14 protein-coding genes are annotated in these 14,613 nt (G+C 69.7%); 4 read left to right on the top strand and 10 right to left on the bottom strand.

Going from position 1 to position 14,613, the window contains the following annotated elements:
- The first annotated feature begins 141 nt into the window (after positions 1–141).
- Both H4N64_RS38780 and H4N64_RS38775 read left to right on the top strand, forming a co-directional pair.
- Positions 142–2,226, top strand: coding sequence for a hypothetical protein (locus tag H4N64_RS38780; RefSeq protein WP_186287334.1), 2,085 nt, complete (start codon positions 142–144; stop codon positions 2,224–2,226).
- Positions 2,226–3,773 carry a type 1 periplasmic-binding domain-containing protein gene (locus H4N64_RS38775; protein ID WP_186287314.1) on the top strand — a complete coding sequence of 516 codons (1,548 nt, stop codon included), beginning with the start codon at positions 2,226–2,228 and terminating at the stop codon, positions 3,771–3,773. The genes H4N64_RS38780 and H4N64_RS38775 overlap by 1 nt, the downstream gene beginning before the upstream one ends.
- Here H4N64_RS38775 and H4N64_RS38770 read toward each other — a convergent pair.
- The 8 genes from H4N64_RS38770 to hemL all read right to left on the bottom strand — a co-directional run bounded on the left by H4N64_RS38770 (position 3,770) and on the right by hemL (position 12,015).
- Complete coding sequence (locus tag H4N64_RS38770) at positions 3,770–4,171, bottom strand: SRPBCC domain-containing protein (RefSeq protein WP_186287313.1); 402 nt, start codon at positions 4,169–4,171, stop codon at positions 3,770–3,772. The two genes, H4N64_RS38775 and H4N64_RS38770, sit on opposite strands and share 4 nt — an antisense overlap.
- 70 nt (positions 4,172–4,241) lie before the next feature.
- On the bottom strand, positions 4,242–5,351 hold the full coding sequence (ccsB, locus tag H4N64_RS38765) for a c-type cytochrome biogenesis protein CcsB (RefSeq protein ID WP_186287312.1): 1,110 nt from the start codon (positions 5,349–5,351) through the stop codon (positions 4,242–4,244).
- On the bottom strand, positions 5,348–7,111 hold the full coding sequence (resB, locus tag H4N64_RS38760; protein WP_186287311.1) for a cytochrome c biogenesis protein ResB: 1,764 nt from the start codon (positions 7,109–7,111) through the stop codon (positions 5,348–5,350). Before resB ends, ccsB begins: the two co-directional genes overlap by 4 nt.
- A 3-nt stretch (positions 7,112–7,114) precedes the next feature.
- Positions 7,115–7,885 (bottom strand): cytochrome c biogenesis protein CcdA, encoded by a 771-nt coding sequence (locus H4N64_RS38755; protein WP_186287310.1) that lies wholly within the window; start codon positions 7,883–7,885, stop codon positions 7,115–7,117.
- A gap of 1 nt (position 7,886) precedes the next feature.
- Complete coding sequence (locus H4N64_RS38750) at positions 7,887–8,477, bottom strand: TlpA family protein disulfide reductase (RefSeq protein WP_186287309.1); 591 nt, start codon at positions 8,475–8,477, stop codon at positions 7,887–7,889.
- 78 nt (positions 8,478–8,555) lie between these two features.
- A complete protein-coding gene (locus tag H4N64_RS38745) occupies positions 8,556–9,794 on the bottom strand; it encodes a polysaccharide deacetylase family protein (protein WP_186287308.1) in 1,239 nt (412 codons plus the stop codon).
- 218 nt (positions 9,795–10,012) lie between these two features.
- On the bottom strand, positions 10,013–10,702 hold the full coding sequence (locus H4N64_RS38740) for a histidine phosphatase family protein (protein ID WP_186287307.1): 690 nt from the start codon (positions 10,700–10,702) through the stop codon (positions 10,013–10,015).
- Positions 10,699–12,015, bottom strand: a complete 1,317-nt coding sequence (gene hemL / locus H4N64_RS38735; RefSeq protein WP_186287306.1) for a glutamate-1-semialdehyde 2,1-aminomutase — start codon at positions 12,013–12,015, stop codon at positions 10,699–10,701. Before hemL ends, H4N64_RS38740 begins: the two co-directional genes overlap by 4 nt.
- 282 nt (positions 12,016–12,297) lie before the next feature.
- Between hemL and H4N64_RS38730 the strand changes: the two genes are divergently transcribed.
- Positions 12,298–12,924, top strand: coding sequence for a hypothetical protein (locus H4N64_RS38730; protein ID WP_186287305.1), 627 nt, complete (start codon positions 12,298–12,300; stop codon positions 12,922–12,924).
- A gap of 128 nt (positions 12,925–13,052) precedes the next feature.
- Here H4N64_RS38730 and H4N64_RS38725 read toward each other — a convergent pair whose 3' ends face one another.
- A complete protein-coding gene (locus tag H4N64_RS38725) occupies positions 13,053–13,538 on the bottom strand; it encodes a DUF5994 family protein (protein WP_186287304.1) in 486 nt (161 codons plus the stop codon).
- Between the two features lie 167 nt (positions 13,539–13,705).
- Between H4N64_RS38725 and H4N64_RS38720 the strand changes: the two genes are divergently transcribed.
- Positions 13,706–13,957 carry a P-loop NTPase family protein gene (locus tag H4N64_RS38720; protein ID WP_186287303.1) on the top strand — a complete coding sequence of 84 codons (252 nt, stop codon included), beginning with the start codon at positions 13,706–13,708 and terminating at the stop codon, positions 13,955–13,957.
- A 124-nt stretch (positions 13,958–14,081) separates the two neighbouring features.
- Here the strand turns inward: H4N64_RS38720 and H4N64_RS38715 are convergent, their stop codons facing one another.
- Positions 14,082–14,480: a DUF5994 family protein gene (locus H4N64_RS38715; RefSeq protein ID WP_186287302.1), complete on the bottom strand. Its 399-nt coding sequence runs from the start codon at positions 14,478–14,480 to the stop codon at positions 14,082–14,084.
- Between the last annotated feature and the right edge of the window lie 133 nt (positions 14,481–14,613).

Below are 14,613 nucleotides of genomic sequence, written 5' to 3'. Positions count from 1 at the left end.
GTTTTCGTAACCCAACAGACATCACGCGATCTAGTCCGAACCAACTCCCCCTCCTTACGCTGGTGTTGATAGATCTCACGCGTGAGCAGCAGCACTTGCACCACGGACGGATCGACGGCGACCGCGCCAGGGGGAGATGCGGTGGGCGGTAGACGGTTGCACGGGCGCGGGGCACTGTTCGACACGGATCCGGCCGGGCTCGCGCCGCGGCTTGTCGGGCTGCGTCCGCATGCGCACCGGTCCACGTCGTACGAGCATCCCGGGGAGCTGCCCCTCGTCGTGCTGTCCGGCGCGCGTGGGCTCGGCAAGAGCGCGGTGCTGGGCGAGTTGCGGGACGCCTACAAGGGGCACACCCCGGTCGCCCTGATCGACTGCGAGCACACCGAGTTCGCCGCGCCGCCGTCCGGGCGGCCCGCCGAGGCCTGGTCGCCGGTGTCGCAGGCGCTGCTGGTGATCGCCGAGCAGCTCGCCGAGCCGGTGACGGGTGCCGGGCGGATCCAGTTCCCGCGGCTGATGTCGGGGCTCGTCGCGGTCGCGGCCGGCGGCTGGGGGGACGCCGACTCCGAGCGGATACGCCGTGAGGTGCAGCGGATCCTGCTGCTGAACGAGAGCGGGTCCTGGGTCACCGGGTTCGCCGGGCGCTGGGCGGGCCGGGTGGCCGCCAAGGTCGTCGCGGCCGCCACCGGTACCGGGCCGCTGCTGTCGGCGGCCGTCGAGGCGACCCTGGAGTCCCTCTCGGACGGTTTCGCGGGCCGCCGCCACCAGCGCGCCTCCTCCTGGTACCGGGACTACCCCAACGCCGGTGACAACCCCCAGCGCGGACTGATCCTGCTCTCCGGGCACTTCCGGGCCGACGGCACCTCCCGTGAGCACGCCGAACGGCATCTGGTGCGGGCTCTGCTGGCCGATCTGACCGACGCCTATACGGGCGTACTGCCGCGCATGAAGCGGCTGGGACGGCCGCTGGTGCTGATCGACAACGCGCAGACCGACCCCGGGCCCGGGCTCGTCGAGGCCGTGCTGCGGGACCGGTCCGAGGGAGTCGCCGACCAGGTGGCGTTCGTCGCCGCCGTGCGCGGCGAGGGGCGGCCCGCCCTGCGCAACGCCGTCCGGCGCGCCCTGCCCGAGGTGGCCCGGGGCAGCGACTGGGCGCCGGATCCGGGCTCGGCGTCCTCGCGGGCGCTGCTCGTCTCGCTGCCGCCGCTGAGCCCCGACGACACCCTGCACATCGTCGACGCCGTGTGCTCGGACCTCCAGGTCCCGCCCCAACTCCCGCACGCCACCCACCGCTTGACCGGCGGAAATCCTCTGGGCATCGCGCTGATCGCCGAGTCCGCCGCACAGAACCTGCCCGACGCCTCCTCGCTCGGCGAGCTGCTCACCGCCGACTTACGGGTGCACCCCGAACACGACGGCCGCCCCGCCTACCTGGAGCTGCTGGACCGGCTCGTCCCGCCCGACCGCCTCGACGAACTGACCGTGCTGGCCGCCGCCCACGACCACGATTCCGCGTGCGCGCTCGCCGACGCGCTGCTGCCGGAGGACTTCGGGCCCGCGGACGTACGGGCCTTGCAGACACGTCTGGTGCGGGAGGGGCTGCCCGAGGTGCCCGGACGGTTCGTCGGCGACCCCTTCGTGCGGACGCTGCTGCTGCTCCGGCTGCACCACCGCGACACCGACCACGGGCAGTGGCGCAAGGCCCATGAGACGCTCGTCGACCACTACGCCGACCCCGCCGACGACCCTGTCCGCTACCGGCTGCACCACGAACTCGCCCTGGGCGGCACGGAGTCGGCGGTGGAGTACCTTCGCGACACCTTCGCCACACTGCCGACCAGCACCTGGCTGAAGTCGCTGCGGTTCATCGCCTCCGCGCCCTACTTCCACGCGCACGACGCCGACGGCCGTGACTTCACCGGGCGCGACGACCGGCGGGCGGCGGTCGCGCTCGGCCTCACCGACGCCGACCACGAACCACCCGAGGGCGTCGACAGCGCGCTGCATCTGCGCATCCGCCGACTGCTGTACGCCGTATGGCAGTTGACCGACCCGCTGGCGCTGCCCGATCAGACGGTCTCACAGCGACTGCGGTTCGAGCTGGAGCAGTTGTCCAATCTGCGGCCCGCCGGGAACGCCCTGCTGTGGCGGGCCTCGCGGGACTGGCCCGTGGACGCGCTCGCGGGGCGGACGCTGCACATCCCGGACGACGAAGAGGGGGAGGCGTGATGGCGCGCGGAGGCGTGTGGGTGTGGCTGCGCGAGGACGTCTGGGAGATCCCCCTGCGCCGCTATCTCGCCCTGCTGGTCACGGCCGCGCTGGCGACGGGCGGCTATTTCGGGGTCAGCGCCCTCGCGCAGGACGACCGCTCCTGCGCGCCCGGAGTCGTACGGCCCGAGAACAGCCACGAGTGCGTGGGCGTGTCGAGCACCGACTACGACTTCGACCGGCCCCAACTGCGGGACGTGGTCGAGGCGATCGACCGGGAGAACCGCTCGCTGAAGGCGGGCAGCTATGTCACGGTCGCGCTGCTGGAGCCGTTCACCGCGTCCGACCCGGACAACCTGGGTGACGTCCTGCACGAGATGCAGGGCGCGTATCTCGCCCAGCACCAGGCCAACCACGACTCCAACGGGCAGGCCCCGGCGATCCGGCTCGTGCTGGCCAACCCGGGGGCCACGGGCGCACATTGGAAGCACACGGTCGACCAGTTGGAGCGGATGGCGAAGGGCCCGGACCGGCTGCGGGCGGTCACCGGGGTGGGCCTGAGCACCGAGAACAACAAGCTGGCCGTCAAGGAGCTGACCCGGCGCGGCATCCCGGTCATCGGCACCTCCATCACCGCCGACGACCTCGCCAACGGCCAGAACGGCAAGGACCCCTTCCCCGGCCTCGCCCGGGTCTCCCCCACCAACACCGACGAGGCCCGCGCGCTGACCTCCTTCGCCAATGTCACGGCCGGCAGGGCGCTGCTGGTGTACGACAAGCCGGGCGACCCGTACACGCGGACGCTGCAGGAGTCCTTCGCCAAGCTCATCGAGGGCTCGCCGTACGAGCCGCAGCCCTTCACCCCGCCCGCCGACCGCAGCAAGGAGGGCACGACCGCCAACACCTTCCGGCAGATCACCCACCTGGTGTGCGGCACGGCCCGGGGAACCGACACGATCCTGTTCGCCGGACGGCACACCCAGCTACGGCAGTTCATCAACGCGCTCGGCGGACGCGGCTGCCAGGACCGTGAGTTCACGCTGCTGACCGGCGACGAGGGCTCCTACCTCACCGGCGACAAGGACCTCGACCGCAGCGCGCTCACCCACAAACTCTCGGTGCGCTACACCGCCCTCGCCCACCCGGACGCCTGGGCGAAGGACAGCGCGAGGACGGGCGGCTCGGCGACCGACGCCAAGGCCCTGGACGAGCAGCTGTCCTCGGCGGCCCACAAGCCGGTGGGCCCCATCGGCGAGGTCTCCCTTGAGGACGGCCAGCTGATCATCGCGTACGACGCCATGCGCCTCGCCGTCAACGGCATCCGCGAGGCCACGACCGACGGCAAGGTGGTCCCGCCACTCGCCGACGTCGGCCTTCAGTGGCCGCAGGTCAAGGGCCCCCTGCGGGTGAACGGCGCGAGCGGCTGGATCTGCCTGGACGCACACGGCAACCCGTACGACAAGGCCGTACCGATCGTGGAACTCACCGCGGAGGGCAGGGCCCGCTTCGTGAAGATCGCCTGGCCGGAGGGGAAGCCGCCGGGGAAGGAGTGCCTGCCGCCTTCCTAAGGCTTACCGAGAAGCTCGATCAGACGTTCGAACCGAGCCCGCCAGCGCTCCTCCGACTCCCGCTCCCCCTGGAACTCATGGGTGAACCGGAGGGCGCTGCCCTCCTCGCCGTCGCGCTCCAGATGGAACCGGATCCGGCCGCCGCCCTCGACCGTGTACTCGGCGACCCGGTCCACATCCCAGGCCGTGACCTGCCCGGACCCCAGATCACGCAGGGTGACGGCCCCGCCGAGCCGGGGTTCGAGAACATCGACGGCCGTGAACCAGCCGGCCAGCCCCTGCGGGGTCGAGAGCGCCGGCCAGACCGACTCCATACGCCTCGGAAGCCGCACCAGAAAATGCAGGATGTGCGTACTCCCATGGGTCTGACTGGTGCCCTGTTCGATGGATCCGGTCATGACACCAGCGTGGCCCTTGGGGAGAGGTTCCGCACGCGGTTACGGACGCTCGGCCCCGGCGTGCGGGACTTCAGAAGCCGACGGACTGGAGGGCGCCGAGGCCCACGTCGGCGTAGGAGTGCTTGCCCGAGACGAAGATGTTGACGCCGTAGTAGTTGAAGAGCCAGCAGCCGAAGGCGATCAGGGCCAGGTAGGCGGCCTTGCGGCCCTTCCAGCCGGCTGTGGCGCGGGCGTGCAGGTAGCAGGCGTAGGCGACCCAGGTGATGAAGGACCAGGTCTCCTTGGGGTCCCAGCCCCAGTAGCGGCCCCAGGCGTCGCCCGCCCAGATCGCGCCCGCGATGATCGTGAAGGTCCAGAGGGGGAACACCGCCGCGTTGACGCGGTAGGAGAACTTGTCCAGGGACGCCGAGGCGGGCAGGCGGTCCAGGACCGAGTTCGCGAAGCGGCCCGGGGTGCCGCCGTTCGCGAGCTTGTTCTCGTAGGAGTCCTTGAAGAGGTAGAGCAGCGTGGAGACCGCGCCTACGTAGAACACCGCGCCGCAGATGATCGCCGTGGAGACGTGGATGTACAGCCAGTACGAGTGCAGGGCGGGAACCAACTGGTCGCTCGCGGTGTACAAGACAGTGACGGCGAGACCGAGATCGAGGAGGACCGAGGTGGTCAGGAACAGCCCGAGCCAGCGCACGTTCGTCTTCAGCGCGAGCAGCGTGAGGTACACACCGACGGCGACCGTGGAGAAGGTGATGTTGAACTCGTACATGTTGCCCCACGGCGCCCGCTGCACCGACAGGGCCCGGGTGAGCACACCGCCGAACGCGATGACGAAGGCGAGCACCGTGAGGGACACGGCGATACGGCCGTAGAGATCGCCCTGCTCGTCCCCGCCGTGCGCGCCGGGGCCGTCGGGCACATCGCGGGTGCCGGTCGCGGCCCGGACGACGACCTTCGGCCGCTCAAGGACGGCGGTGCCGCCGGCCTTCTTCACCGTCACCGCGGGAGCGCCGGAGGCCTTCTTCGCCGAGGTGAGCGCGGCGGCGGTACGGCCGACCTTGCTGCGGCTGCCGAAGAGCCATTCGGCGATGTACGCGAAGAAGGCCAGGGTGTAGACGGCCATCGCGGAGTAGATCAGCGTGTTGCTGAGATTCGCGAGGCTTTCGTTGGTTGCGGCGGCGAGAGTCACTTCTCAGCCCCTTCGGCAGGTACAGCGGAGTCGATTGCGGTGGTCGGGTCGAGGTCGTCGTCGGAGTCGTCGTCGGGGTCGGGCGCCCCGGGAGCCTGTTCGTACAGGATCCCGGCGAGGTCGCCGAGTTCCTCGGGCACCTTGGCGGACTCGCTGCGGCCGAGCCCGGCCATCTCCACGACGGTCACCCCGTCGGCGCCCTTGACCGCCCGCACCCACACCCGGCGACGCTGGATGAACAGGGAGGCGGCCAGACCGAAGATCGCGGCGAGGGAACCGGCCAGCGCCCAGCCGCTCGCGGGCTGCTGGGTGATCTGGAAGTTCGCCCACTCCTTGGTGCCCTCGTACGTGATCGAGCCGGCGCCGTTCGGAAGCTTCACGGTCTCCCCGGGCCGCAGGTTCTCCCGCATCTGCTTGCCCTTGGAGTCCTTGAACCCCTTCATATGCGTCTTGTCGAGCTGGTACACGCTCTGCGGAATGCCCGAGTCGACGCCGAGATCGCCGTGGTAGGGCTCCAGGTTCAGCACAGGGTTGATCAGGGCGGGGAAGCTGGAGGAGATCTCGTTGCCGGCGGTGTAGGTGGGCAGGAAGAACGCCTTGACTCCGAGCTGCTCGGTGACGCCCTTGGCGTTCTTGTAGCCGTCGTAGACCTTGACCACACCGGAGGAGGTGACATTGGAGTCGAGCGGCAGCAGCGGTACGGCGTCGCTGTAGACGACCTTGCCCTTGCCGTCCCTGACGGTGATCACGGGCGCGTAGCCGTGGGCGGTGAGGTAGACCTTGGAGTCGCCGATCTCCAGCGGCTCGTTGACCTTGACGATCGCCTTGCGGTCCTTGCCGTATGCGCCCTCGGAATAGGTGAGGGAGGCCTGGTAGGTGCGCGGCGTGCCCTTGTTGGGGCCGGAGGCCTCATAGGTTCCGGTGAAGTCGTTCAGGCCGAAGCTGAACGGCGTCAGATCGTCGGTACTGAACAGGTTGCCGGATTTGAAGTCGTCGTAGGAGATCAGGGTGTTGGAGAACCCGTTGCCCTCGACCAGGAGCTTGTTGCCCTCGGACTTGAAGAGCTGGCCCCAGGCGAAGGCGATCAGCATCACGATCAGGGCGATGTGGAAGAGGAGGTTGCCGACCTCGCGCAGATAGCCCTTCTCGGCGGCGACGGCGTCACCGGCGATGGGGGCACCTCCCGCGTCTTCAAGACTGTGGGGGAGGGCGCGGAAGCGGTTCTTCTTCAGCAGGGCGAGGGCGGCCTCGCGGATCTGCTCGGGCTCGGTCTCGGTGCGCCAGGTGGTGTAGGCGGGCAGCCGGGTCAGGCGCTTCGGCGCACCCGGCGGGCGGCCGCGCAGCTGGCCCACGAACTGCCAGGTGCGGGGCACGATGCAGCCGATGAGGGAGACGAACAGCAGGATGTAGATCGCGGAGAACCACACCGAGCTGTAGACGTGGAAGAGGCCGAGCTTGTCGTAGATCGGCGCGAGGATCTCGTGCCGGTCGCGGAAGTCGGCGACCTTCGTCTCGTCGCTGCCGGTCTGCGGGATGAGCGAGCCGGGGATCGCACCCAGGGCCAGCAGCAGGAGCAGCAACAGCGCGACCCGCATCGAGGTCAGCTGCCGCCAGAACCAGCGGACCCAGCCGACGAAGCCCATGGCGGGCAGGTTCGGCAGCTCCTCCTTGGGGGCGGTGGAGAGCTGGGAGCCGGCGGCGCCGAGGTCCTGGTCTTCGGGGGCAGCGGTCGGGTTCTCGCCGACTGTGCTCTTACTCATGGATCAGATCCCCACAGTGAATCCGGCGGACCAGGACTGCATGTCCTGTACGAGGCTGTCCCAGGCGCCGGTCAGCAGCAGCAGACCGGTGACGATCATCATCGCCCCGCCGATCCGCATCACCCAGACATAGTGGCGCTTGACCCAGCCGAAGGCGCCGAGCGCCTTGCGGAAGGCGACCGCGGCGAGCACGAACGGCACACCGAGGCCCAGGCAGTAGGCGACGGTCAGTATGGCACCGCGGCCCGCGCTCGACTGCTGCGAGGACAGGGCGAGCACGGAGGCGAGGGTCGGACCGATGCAGGGCGTCCAGCCGATGCCGAACAGTGCGCCGAGCAGGGGGGCGCCGACCAGTCCGGCCACGGGCTTCTTGTGGAGGCGGAACTCCCGCTGCGTCATCCAGGGCATCAGGCCCATGAAGAACACACCCATGAGGATCATGAGCACGCCCAGCACCTTGGACAGGACACCCTGCTGCTCCTGCAGCGTCGCCCCGAAGTAGCCGAACAGGGCTCCGCCGGAGACGAACACAGCGGTGAAGCCCGCCACGAACAGGGAGGCACCGGCAACCATCCGGCCGCGCCGCGCCTCGGCAAGATCGGTGCCGCTGATGCCGGTGACGTAGGACAGATAGCCGGGGACGAGCGGGAGGACGCACGGGGAGAAGAAGGACACGAGCCCGCCGAGCAGCGCGATGGGCAGGGCGACCAGCAGTGCACCGTTGAGCACGGTGCTGTTGTAGCCGTCCGCGGCGAGCGTGGTGAACGCGCTCACGTCACTTCTCCGCGAGGACCGGGTCGATCATCTTGCGCAGTTTCTCCTCGCTGAGCGCGGCCAGGGAGCGGGCCGCGATCTTCCCGTCCCGGTCGAGGACGAGCGTGGAGGGGATCGCCTGCGGGTTGAGGGTGCCCTTCTCGAAGCGGAGCATCAGCTTGCTGCTCGGGTCGTACAGGCTGGGGTAGGTGACGCCGTACTGCTCCTCGAAGGCGCGGGCGCTCCTGGCCTGGGGGTCGGCGACGTTGATGCCGACGAACTGCACGCCCTTCGGCTTGAGGTCCTTGTAGACCTTCTCGAAGTTGGGGGCCTCGGCACGGCAGGGAGCGCACCAGGATCCCCACACGTTCAGGACGACGACCTTGCCCTTGAAGGACGAGACGGCGAGCTGCTTGTCATCGATGGTCTTCCCGGACAGGTCGGGGGCCGCGTCGCGCTTGCCCTTCTCGACCGTGGAGATGCCGTCCTTGCCCATGATGAAGTTCGTGTCGCCGCCCCCGCCAGAAGTGCCTCCGGAGGTGCACGCGGACAGCAGCAACGCGGTGACGACTGCACCGGCGAGGGTCAGGGGGGCGCGACTGGCGACACTCATGTGAAAAGTTTCGCATGTCCGTTCCGGGGATCTTGCACACCCCCCTTGCAGGTGAAAACCCGCATTTCAGACCGCCTTTCAGAGGTTCTTCCAGCCCCCGGCGGGCGACTGCCCCACATCGAGCGTGCGCAGCTTGTCCAGAACCTCCGGCGACTGCACGTCCAGCCAGTCCACGAACTGCCGGAAGGAGACCAGACGTACGTCCTCGCCCTTCTCCTGCTCCCGCGCGATGTGCTTGAGCGCCTCCTCGACGGCGTCCATGTAGATGCCGCCGTTCCACTGCTCGAAGTGGTTGCCGACGAAGAAGGGTGCGCGATTTGTCTCGTACGCCCGCTTGAAGCCGGATATGTACGCCTGTGCCGACTGCTCACGCCAGGCCGGGTAGTTGTGGGCGGGCGCGTTCGTGGAGTTGATGGACTGGTTGGCGAGCATGTTGTAGTCCATGGACAGGACCTCGAAGCTGCGGCCCGGGAAAGGTATCTGCTGGAGCGGCAGGTCCCACAGGCCCTGCTTCTTCGTGGGCCAGACCTGACGGCCGCCGGGCGAGGAGGCGTCGTAGCGCCAGCCCAGCTCACGGGCGACGGGCAGCAGGTTGTCCTGGCCGAGCAGACACGGGGTGCGGCCGCCGACGAGTTCCTTGTCGTAGTCGAAGGGCAGCGAGGGCAGATCGGTCCAGCCGCTGTTGGTGCGCCACTCCTTCACGAAGGACTTCGCCTGGTCGATCTCGCTGCGCCACTGCTGCGCGGTCCAGTTGCCGACCGAGCCGGAACCGGCGCAGAAGTGGCCGTTGAAGTGGGTGCCGATCTCGTGTCCGTCGAGCCACGCGCGGTGGACGTTCTTCAGGGTGTCCTTGATGTGCGCGTCGGTGAGGTAGCCGATGTCGGAGGCGCCGCGCAGGTTGTTCGGGGGGTCGTAGAGCCGCTTCTTGCTCTCCGGCAGCAGATAGAGCCCGGAGAGGAAGAAGGTCATGTGCGCGCCGTGCTCCTCGGCGAGATCGAGGAAGCGGGGGAAGAGGCCGTTGCCGACCTCGCCGGCGCCGTCCCAGGAGAACACGACGAACTGGGGCGGTATCTGGCCGGGCTCCAGCGGTACCGGCTTCTCGGGCTGCTTCGGCTGCTTGCCGGTGTACGAGGTGGAGCCGTCGCCGATGACACGGGCCCGCGGCTTCGGCTCGGAGCCGGCCGGGCGGTGATCCGCGGAACCTCCGGAGGGGGTCGACCCGTCTGACGAGGTGAGGCTCCCGCACCCCCCGAGTCCGACCGCGGCGGCCCCGGCGACGCCGAGTCCGAGTGCTCCCCTTCGGGTGAGAGTGCGCATTGCATCCCCGTTCGTCACGTTCTCTGGTGGTCACCCAGTCAGAGGACGTGATGAACGAGGAGGTTCCTGTGGATCACAGGAGATACAGCTACATATGTCACGAACGTGTACTGAACGTACCTAGGGGCGCGGGGCCGTATCGACATGCGGCTCCGCCGCGCGGGCGCGACCAGCCCCCACCGGCCCGCGCCATTGTCACGGCGCTTCCAGCGGAGCGATTACGCCCCAAAGGCTTTGTCCTTGCCCTTCACCGGCTTGGCTCCGGCCCGGAGATGGGCGGGGACGAGGTCGATGGCGGGCTCCGAGTAGCCGACCGACACGATCTTGTCGCCCTGGTAGGTGAACGTCGTCAGGGACGCCAGCGTGCACTGGCGGCGGCGCGGGTCGTGCCACAGGCGGCGCTTCTCGACGTAGGACCGCACGATCCAGATCGGCAGCTGATGGCTGACCAGCACGGCCTCGTGCCCGCGCGCCCGGTCCTTGGCGGCGTCCAGCGCCCCCATCATCCGTACGACCTGCTCGAAGTACGACTCGCCCCAGGACGGCCGGAACGGGTTGACGAGGTGCTTCCAGTTCGCGGGCTTCTTGAGCGCGCCGTCGCCGACGCCGAAGGTCTTGCCCTGGAAGACGTTCTCGGCCTCGATGAGCCGGTCGTCGGTGGCGATGTCCAGGCCGTGCGCCTTGGCGATCGGCGTGGCGGTCTCCTGCGCCCGCTCCAGCGGGGAGGAGACAACGTGGGTGACGTCCCGGGACGCGAGGTGCTCGGCGACCCGGTCGGCCATCTGCCGGCCGAGCTCGGAGAGGTGGTACCCGGGCAGACGGCCGTAGAGGACGCCGTCCGGGTTGGCGACCTCGCCGTGCCGCATCAGATGGACGACGGTGACGTCGGCGTTGTTCACGATGCTCATGCCTGCGCCTCCGCCGCCGCACGTGCCGCCGCCGGAAGGGCGTCGGCGATCTTCTGCACGGCCCGCTCGTCGTGGGCCGTGGAGACGAACCAGGACTCGAAGGAGGACGGCGGCAGATAGACGCCGTTCGCGAGCAGCGAGTGGAAAAAGGCGGTGAAGCGGAAGGACTCCTGCGCCTTGGCGTCCTCGTAGTTCCGCACGGGGCGGTCCGTGAAGAACACCGAGAACATGTTGGAGGCGGTCTGCAGCCGGTGCGCGACGCCTTCCTTGGTGAGCGACTCGGTGACGAGGCTGCGGATCTGCTCGGACACCGCGTCGACCTTGTCGTAGGCGGCGTCGTCGAGGAGCCTCAGCTGGGCGAGACCGGCTGCCGTCGCGACCGGGTTCCCGGAGAGGGTGCCTGCCTGGTAGACCGGACCGGCGGGCGCGAGGTGCGCCATGACATCGGCCCGTCCGCCGAAGGCCGCGGCCGGGAAGCCGCCGCCCATGACCTTGCCGAAGGTCATCAGGTCCGGGACGACCCCGTCGACGCCGAACCAGCCCGCGCGACTCGTCCGGAAGCCGGTCATGACCTCGTCGGAGATGTAGAGGGCGCCGTTGGCCCGGCAGGCGTCCTTCAGGCCCTGGTTGAACCCGGGCAGCGGCGGTACGACGCCCATGTTGCCCGGCGAGGCCTCGGTGATGACGCAGGCGATCTCGCCGGGGTGCGCGGCGAAGGCGGCGTGCACGGCGTCGAGGTCGTTGTACGGCAGCACGATGGTGTCGCCGGCCTGGGCGCCGGTGACGCCCGGGGTGTCGGGCAGCGCGAAGGTGGCGACGCCGGAGCCGGCCGCGGCGAGGAGAGAGTCGACGTGGCCGTGGTAGCAGCCGGCGAACTTGATCACCTTGGCCCGTTGTGTGAACCCACGGGCGAGCCGGATGGCCGACATGGTGGCCTCGGTCCCGCTGGACACGAGCCGCACCTGCTCCACGGGCCCGACCCGCTGGACGATCTCCTCGGCGAGCGCGACCTCTCCCTCACCGGGCGTACCGAAGGAGGTGCCGCGCGAGACGGCCTCCTGTACGGCGGCGATGACCTCCGGGTGGGAGTGCCCGAGGATCATGGGCCCCCAGGAGCAGACGAGGTCGACGTACTCGCGTCCGTCGGCGTCGGTCAGATAGGCACCCTTGCCGGACACCATGAACCGGGGTGTTCCGCCCACGGCGCGGAAGGCGCGCACCGGGGAGTTCACGCCGCCGGGCGTGACGGCCGCCGCACGGTCGAACAGAGCCTGCGACTCAGGGGCATCGTATGAATAAGGCAGTGAGCTCATGTCCTGCGACTTCTCCGACCTTCTCCGACTGCTCGGACTCCGGTTGTCAGTGACCTCCTCAGGGTAGGCCAGGGGGCGCTCGGGCCTGTGGGCCAGCTCTCTACTGACCCGACAACCAGTCCGGATCCCCGGGTGATCTGCGAAACTGGGGGCTGGTACAAGATCCTGCGGACAGGTGTTTCAACGCACGTTTCGGCGAGCGGCCGTGGGGGAGGTCACTGACACGATGATCGGGTTGCGCGGCGGGGGCCGCGCGTCCTAGAAAAGCAGTCGGGTGGAGATATGCATCGCGGTGGCGGACTGGGCGAGGGGACTGATGACCTCGGTCCTCGACGTGCCCGGCGGGGAAGGCACCGGCGCGAGGCGGAGGACACGACCGAAGCACGTCAGACACAGGGCGGACAGACGGACCCCGAGCGGATCGACCAGCGCGTCGAGCGGCTCCGGGCGGCGAGCAGGAATGGTGGTCGGGTGGGGGTGACGTACAAGTACTTCGGCGCGCCGGACGGCGCGACCGCGGCCCGCGTCCCGATCTCGATGCGCCCCGAGGAACTCGGCGGCGACGAGCTCGGCATGAACGGCATGTTCACCAAGATCAAGCCGGAGACGATGGCCGCGATGGTCCTGACCGGCATCGAGGGCGTCCCCCTGCACAAGGTGCCCCCGCTCGAACTGGTCGTCCTGCACCCCGACTACGCCGTGGTGAAACTCCCCATGACGGTCGTCGACCCTCTGCGCGGCATCGGCGAGGAGGCGGTCGGCGCGGCAGCCTTCATCTGGTCCACGGTCCCGGACCGCGGGGGGCCGCGGGACGCGTTCAATGTGTACCAACTGCTGCACGAGTGGCAGGACTTCTCGCATCGGCTGCATGAGGCGGGGCATCAGCCGTATTGCTTGGTTTGGCCCTGAGGACGGGGTTTCGTGGGTAGTGGGCGGGGCTTTCCGGCCCCGCCCTTGTCAGGACCGTGGTCTTAGACACCACCGCCATCCCCACGCCGCCGACGGTCCGGCCCGAGGACCGCTCCGGCTGAGCGACGTCACCGGCCCGGCCGGGCCCGCTCGGTGCCGGTGTCGACGAGGATCTGCGCGGCCTGCGTCCCGCTGCCGGCGCGGACGGCCTCGGCCATGGCGGCGCGCGCCGCGTCGGGTGTGGCGTGCGGTGGGATCACGAGGAGCGAGAAGAGATCCCGCTCACCCCGAGTGACGAGAACGGTGTCATCGCCGACCGGGGAGGAGTCGATGTGCACGACACGGCCGTCGATGGTCATCCGCGTCGGCAGCCCCTCCCAGGCGTCGGTGTCCAGGCCGACGCGCGTGATCGGCCCGAGGTGATCGGTCAGTGCGGTGATCAGGCCGGGAAGCTCGGCGGCGATGTCGCGGGAACGCGGCCACCACGCCCCGTCGAGCACTCCCTGCCGGTCGCGCGTCGTCTCCAGCCGTACGACGGCCGTCCCGGGCCGCACGGCCTGGTGGACGGCGTCCGGCACGAGCCTGCTCACGCGCGAGGAGTCGGAGTCGGACATCGCTCTCGCCTCCCTGCTCCCGGGAACACGGGAGCCGAATGGTTCCCTCACTTCACGGTACTCCCCGGCCGACGGCGACCGTGAAGACCGCGGGGGCTGTGGGGCACACCGGAGTAGAGTGAAAGATCCAACCCGTCCCCTACGGGACATCGAACTCCGAGGTCGCCATGCAGCCCACGGAAGCACCCTCGGACGGGCACGCCGAGGTCCGCATCATCGCCGCCTCGCCCGAGGCCGCCCGCCGGGTCGCGGAGGCGCTCCGCCGTTGCTTCGCCGCCACCGAGCAGCGCAGCTACCCCGCGGGCGTCGACGGAGGAACCCAGCTCGACCTCACCGTGGACACCACCCGCGTGGCAGAACCCGCACGGTCGTGGCTGGAGACCAGCCGGTCCGCGGAGGAGGGCCACCGGCGGACGTGAGCCGGGGCCGGGCAACACCGGCCATCTCCCTTTCCGCACGCCCCGTGGAGCCGGACGGCACCTGGTGGCCTCCCGCCCAGGACCGCCGTCAACGGCCATGCGGTGAGAGTCGGTGACGGGCGCCTCACGCGTGCCCTTCCGCCGCGGCCGCCATGAGCGGTTCCGCGGCCTCCTCGGTCGTATCCGGAGGTACGACCAGCAGGTCCCAGCGCCCCCGGCCGGGGGCGAGCAGGACAACGGTGTGCGGGGTGGCTGCCGTGCGGGCCCTGCGCAGTCGTATGACCTGGTTGGCGACGAGCATCCGGCCGGGTGCGGCAGTCCACGTCGCCCCGTTGACCGTGACGCTGGTGATGTGGCCCCACGCGCGCGGCAACCCGGCGAGCAGCTGGGGGAGTTCGGCGAGCAGGTCGTACGAACGGGGCCACCACGCTCCGTCGATGGGCCGGGGCAGACCGCCGCGAGGTGCCAGACGCAGGCGCAGTAGGGGATGGGACGGAAGCGGTGGTTGCAGTGCGGTGGTCATGAGGGCTCCTGCCAACTGCCTTACGCGGACAAGTGGTTGATGTCAGGTCCGGCGGGCGGCGACGCGAGCCGGACTCGGCCAGCGCACGTCGTGCACCCAGCCGAGGCGTTCGAGGAGGCGGATGACGGCGGCG

Origin of the sequence: Streptomyces cupreus (assembly GCF_014257025.1) — a bacterium.
Classification (GTDB): domain Bacteria; phylum Actinomycetota; class Actinomycetes; order Streptomycetales; family Streptomycetaceae; genus Streptomyces; species Streptomyces cupreus.
The sequence above is the reverse complement of the archived record's forward strand: the minus strand, read 5'-3'. Positions and strand labels throughout refer to the sequence as shown.

What these genes read in the sequence shown, in the direction of transcription:
- H4N64_RS38775 (WP_186287314.1), top strand. Translation starts at nt 2,226, where the DNA reads ATGGCGCGCGGAGGCGTGTGGGTGTGGCTGCGCGAGGACGTCTGGGAG.
- H4N64_RS38720 (WP_186287303.1), top strand. Translation starts at nt 13,706, where the DNA reads ATGCAGCCCACGGAAGCACCCTCGGACGGGCACGCCGAGGTCCGCATC.
- H4N64_RS38715 (WP_186287302.1), bottom strand. Translation starts at nt 14,480, where the DNA reads ATGACCACCGCACTGCAACCACCGCTTCCGTCCCATCCCCTACTGCGC.
- H4N64_RS38770 (WP_186287313.1), bottom strand. Translation starts at nt 4,171, where the DNA reads ATGACCGGATCCATCGAACAGGGCACCAGTCAGACCCATGGGAGTACG.
- H4N64_RS38750 (WP_186287309.1), bottom strand. Translation starts at nt 8,477, where the DNA reads ATGAGTGTCGCCAGTCGCGCCCCCCTGACCCTCGCCGGTGCAGTCGTC.
- hemL (WP_186287306.1), bottom strand. Translation starts at nt 12,015, where the DNA reads ATGAGCTCACTGCCTTATTCATACGATGCCCCTGAGTCGCAGGCTCTG.
- H4N64_RS38730 (WP_186287305.1), top strand. Translation starts at nt 12,298, where the DNA reads ATGCATCGCGGTGGCGGACTGGGCGAGGGGACTGATGACCTCGGTCCT.
- H4N64_RS38745 (WP_186287308.1), bottom strand. Translation starts at nt 9,794, where the DNA reads ATGCGCACTCTCACCCGAAGGGGAGCACTCGGACTCGGCGTCGCCGGG.
- resB (WP_186287311.1), bottom strand. Translation starts at nt 7,111, where the DNA reads ATGAGTAAGAGCACAGTCGGCGAGAACCCGACCGCTGCCCCCGAAGAC.
- H4N64_RS38725 (WP_186287304.1), bottom strand. Translation starts at nt 13,538, where the DNA reads ATGTCCGACTCCGACTCCTCGCGCGTGAGCAGGCTCGTGCCGGACGCC.
- H4N64_RS38740 (WP_186287307.1), bottom strand. Translation starts at nt 10,702, where the DNA reads ATGAGCATCGTGAACAACGCCGACGTCACCGTCGTCCATCTGATGCGG.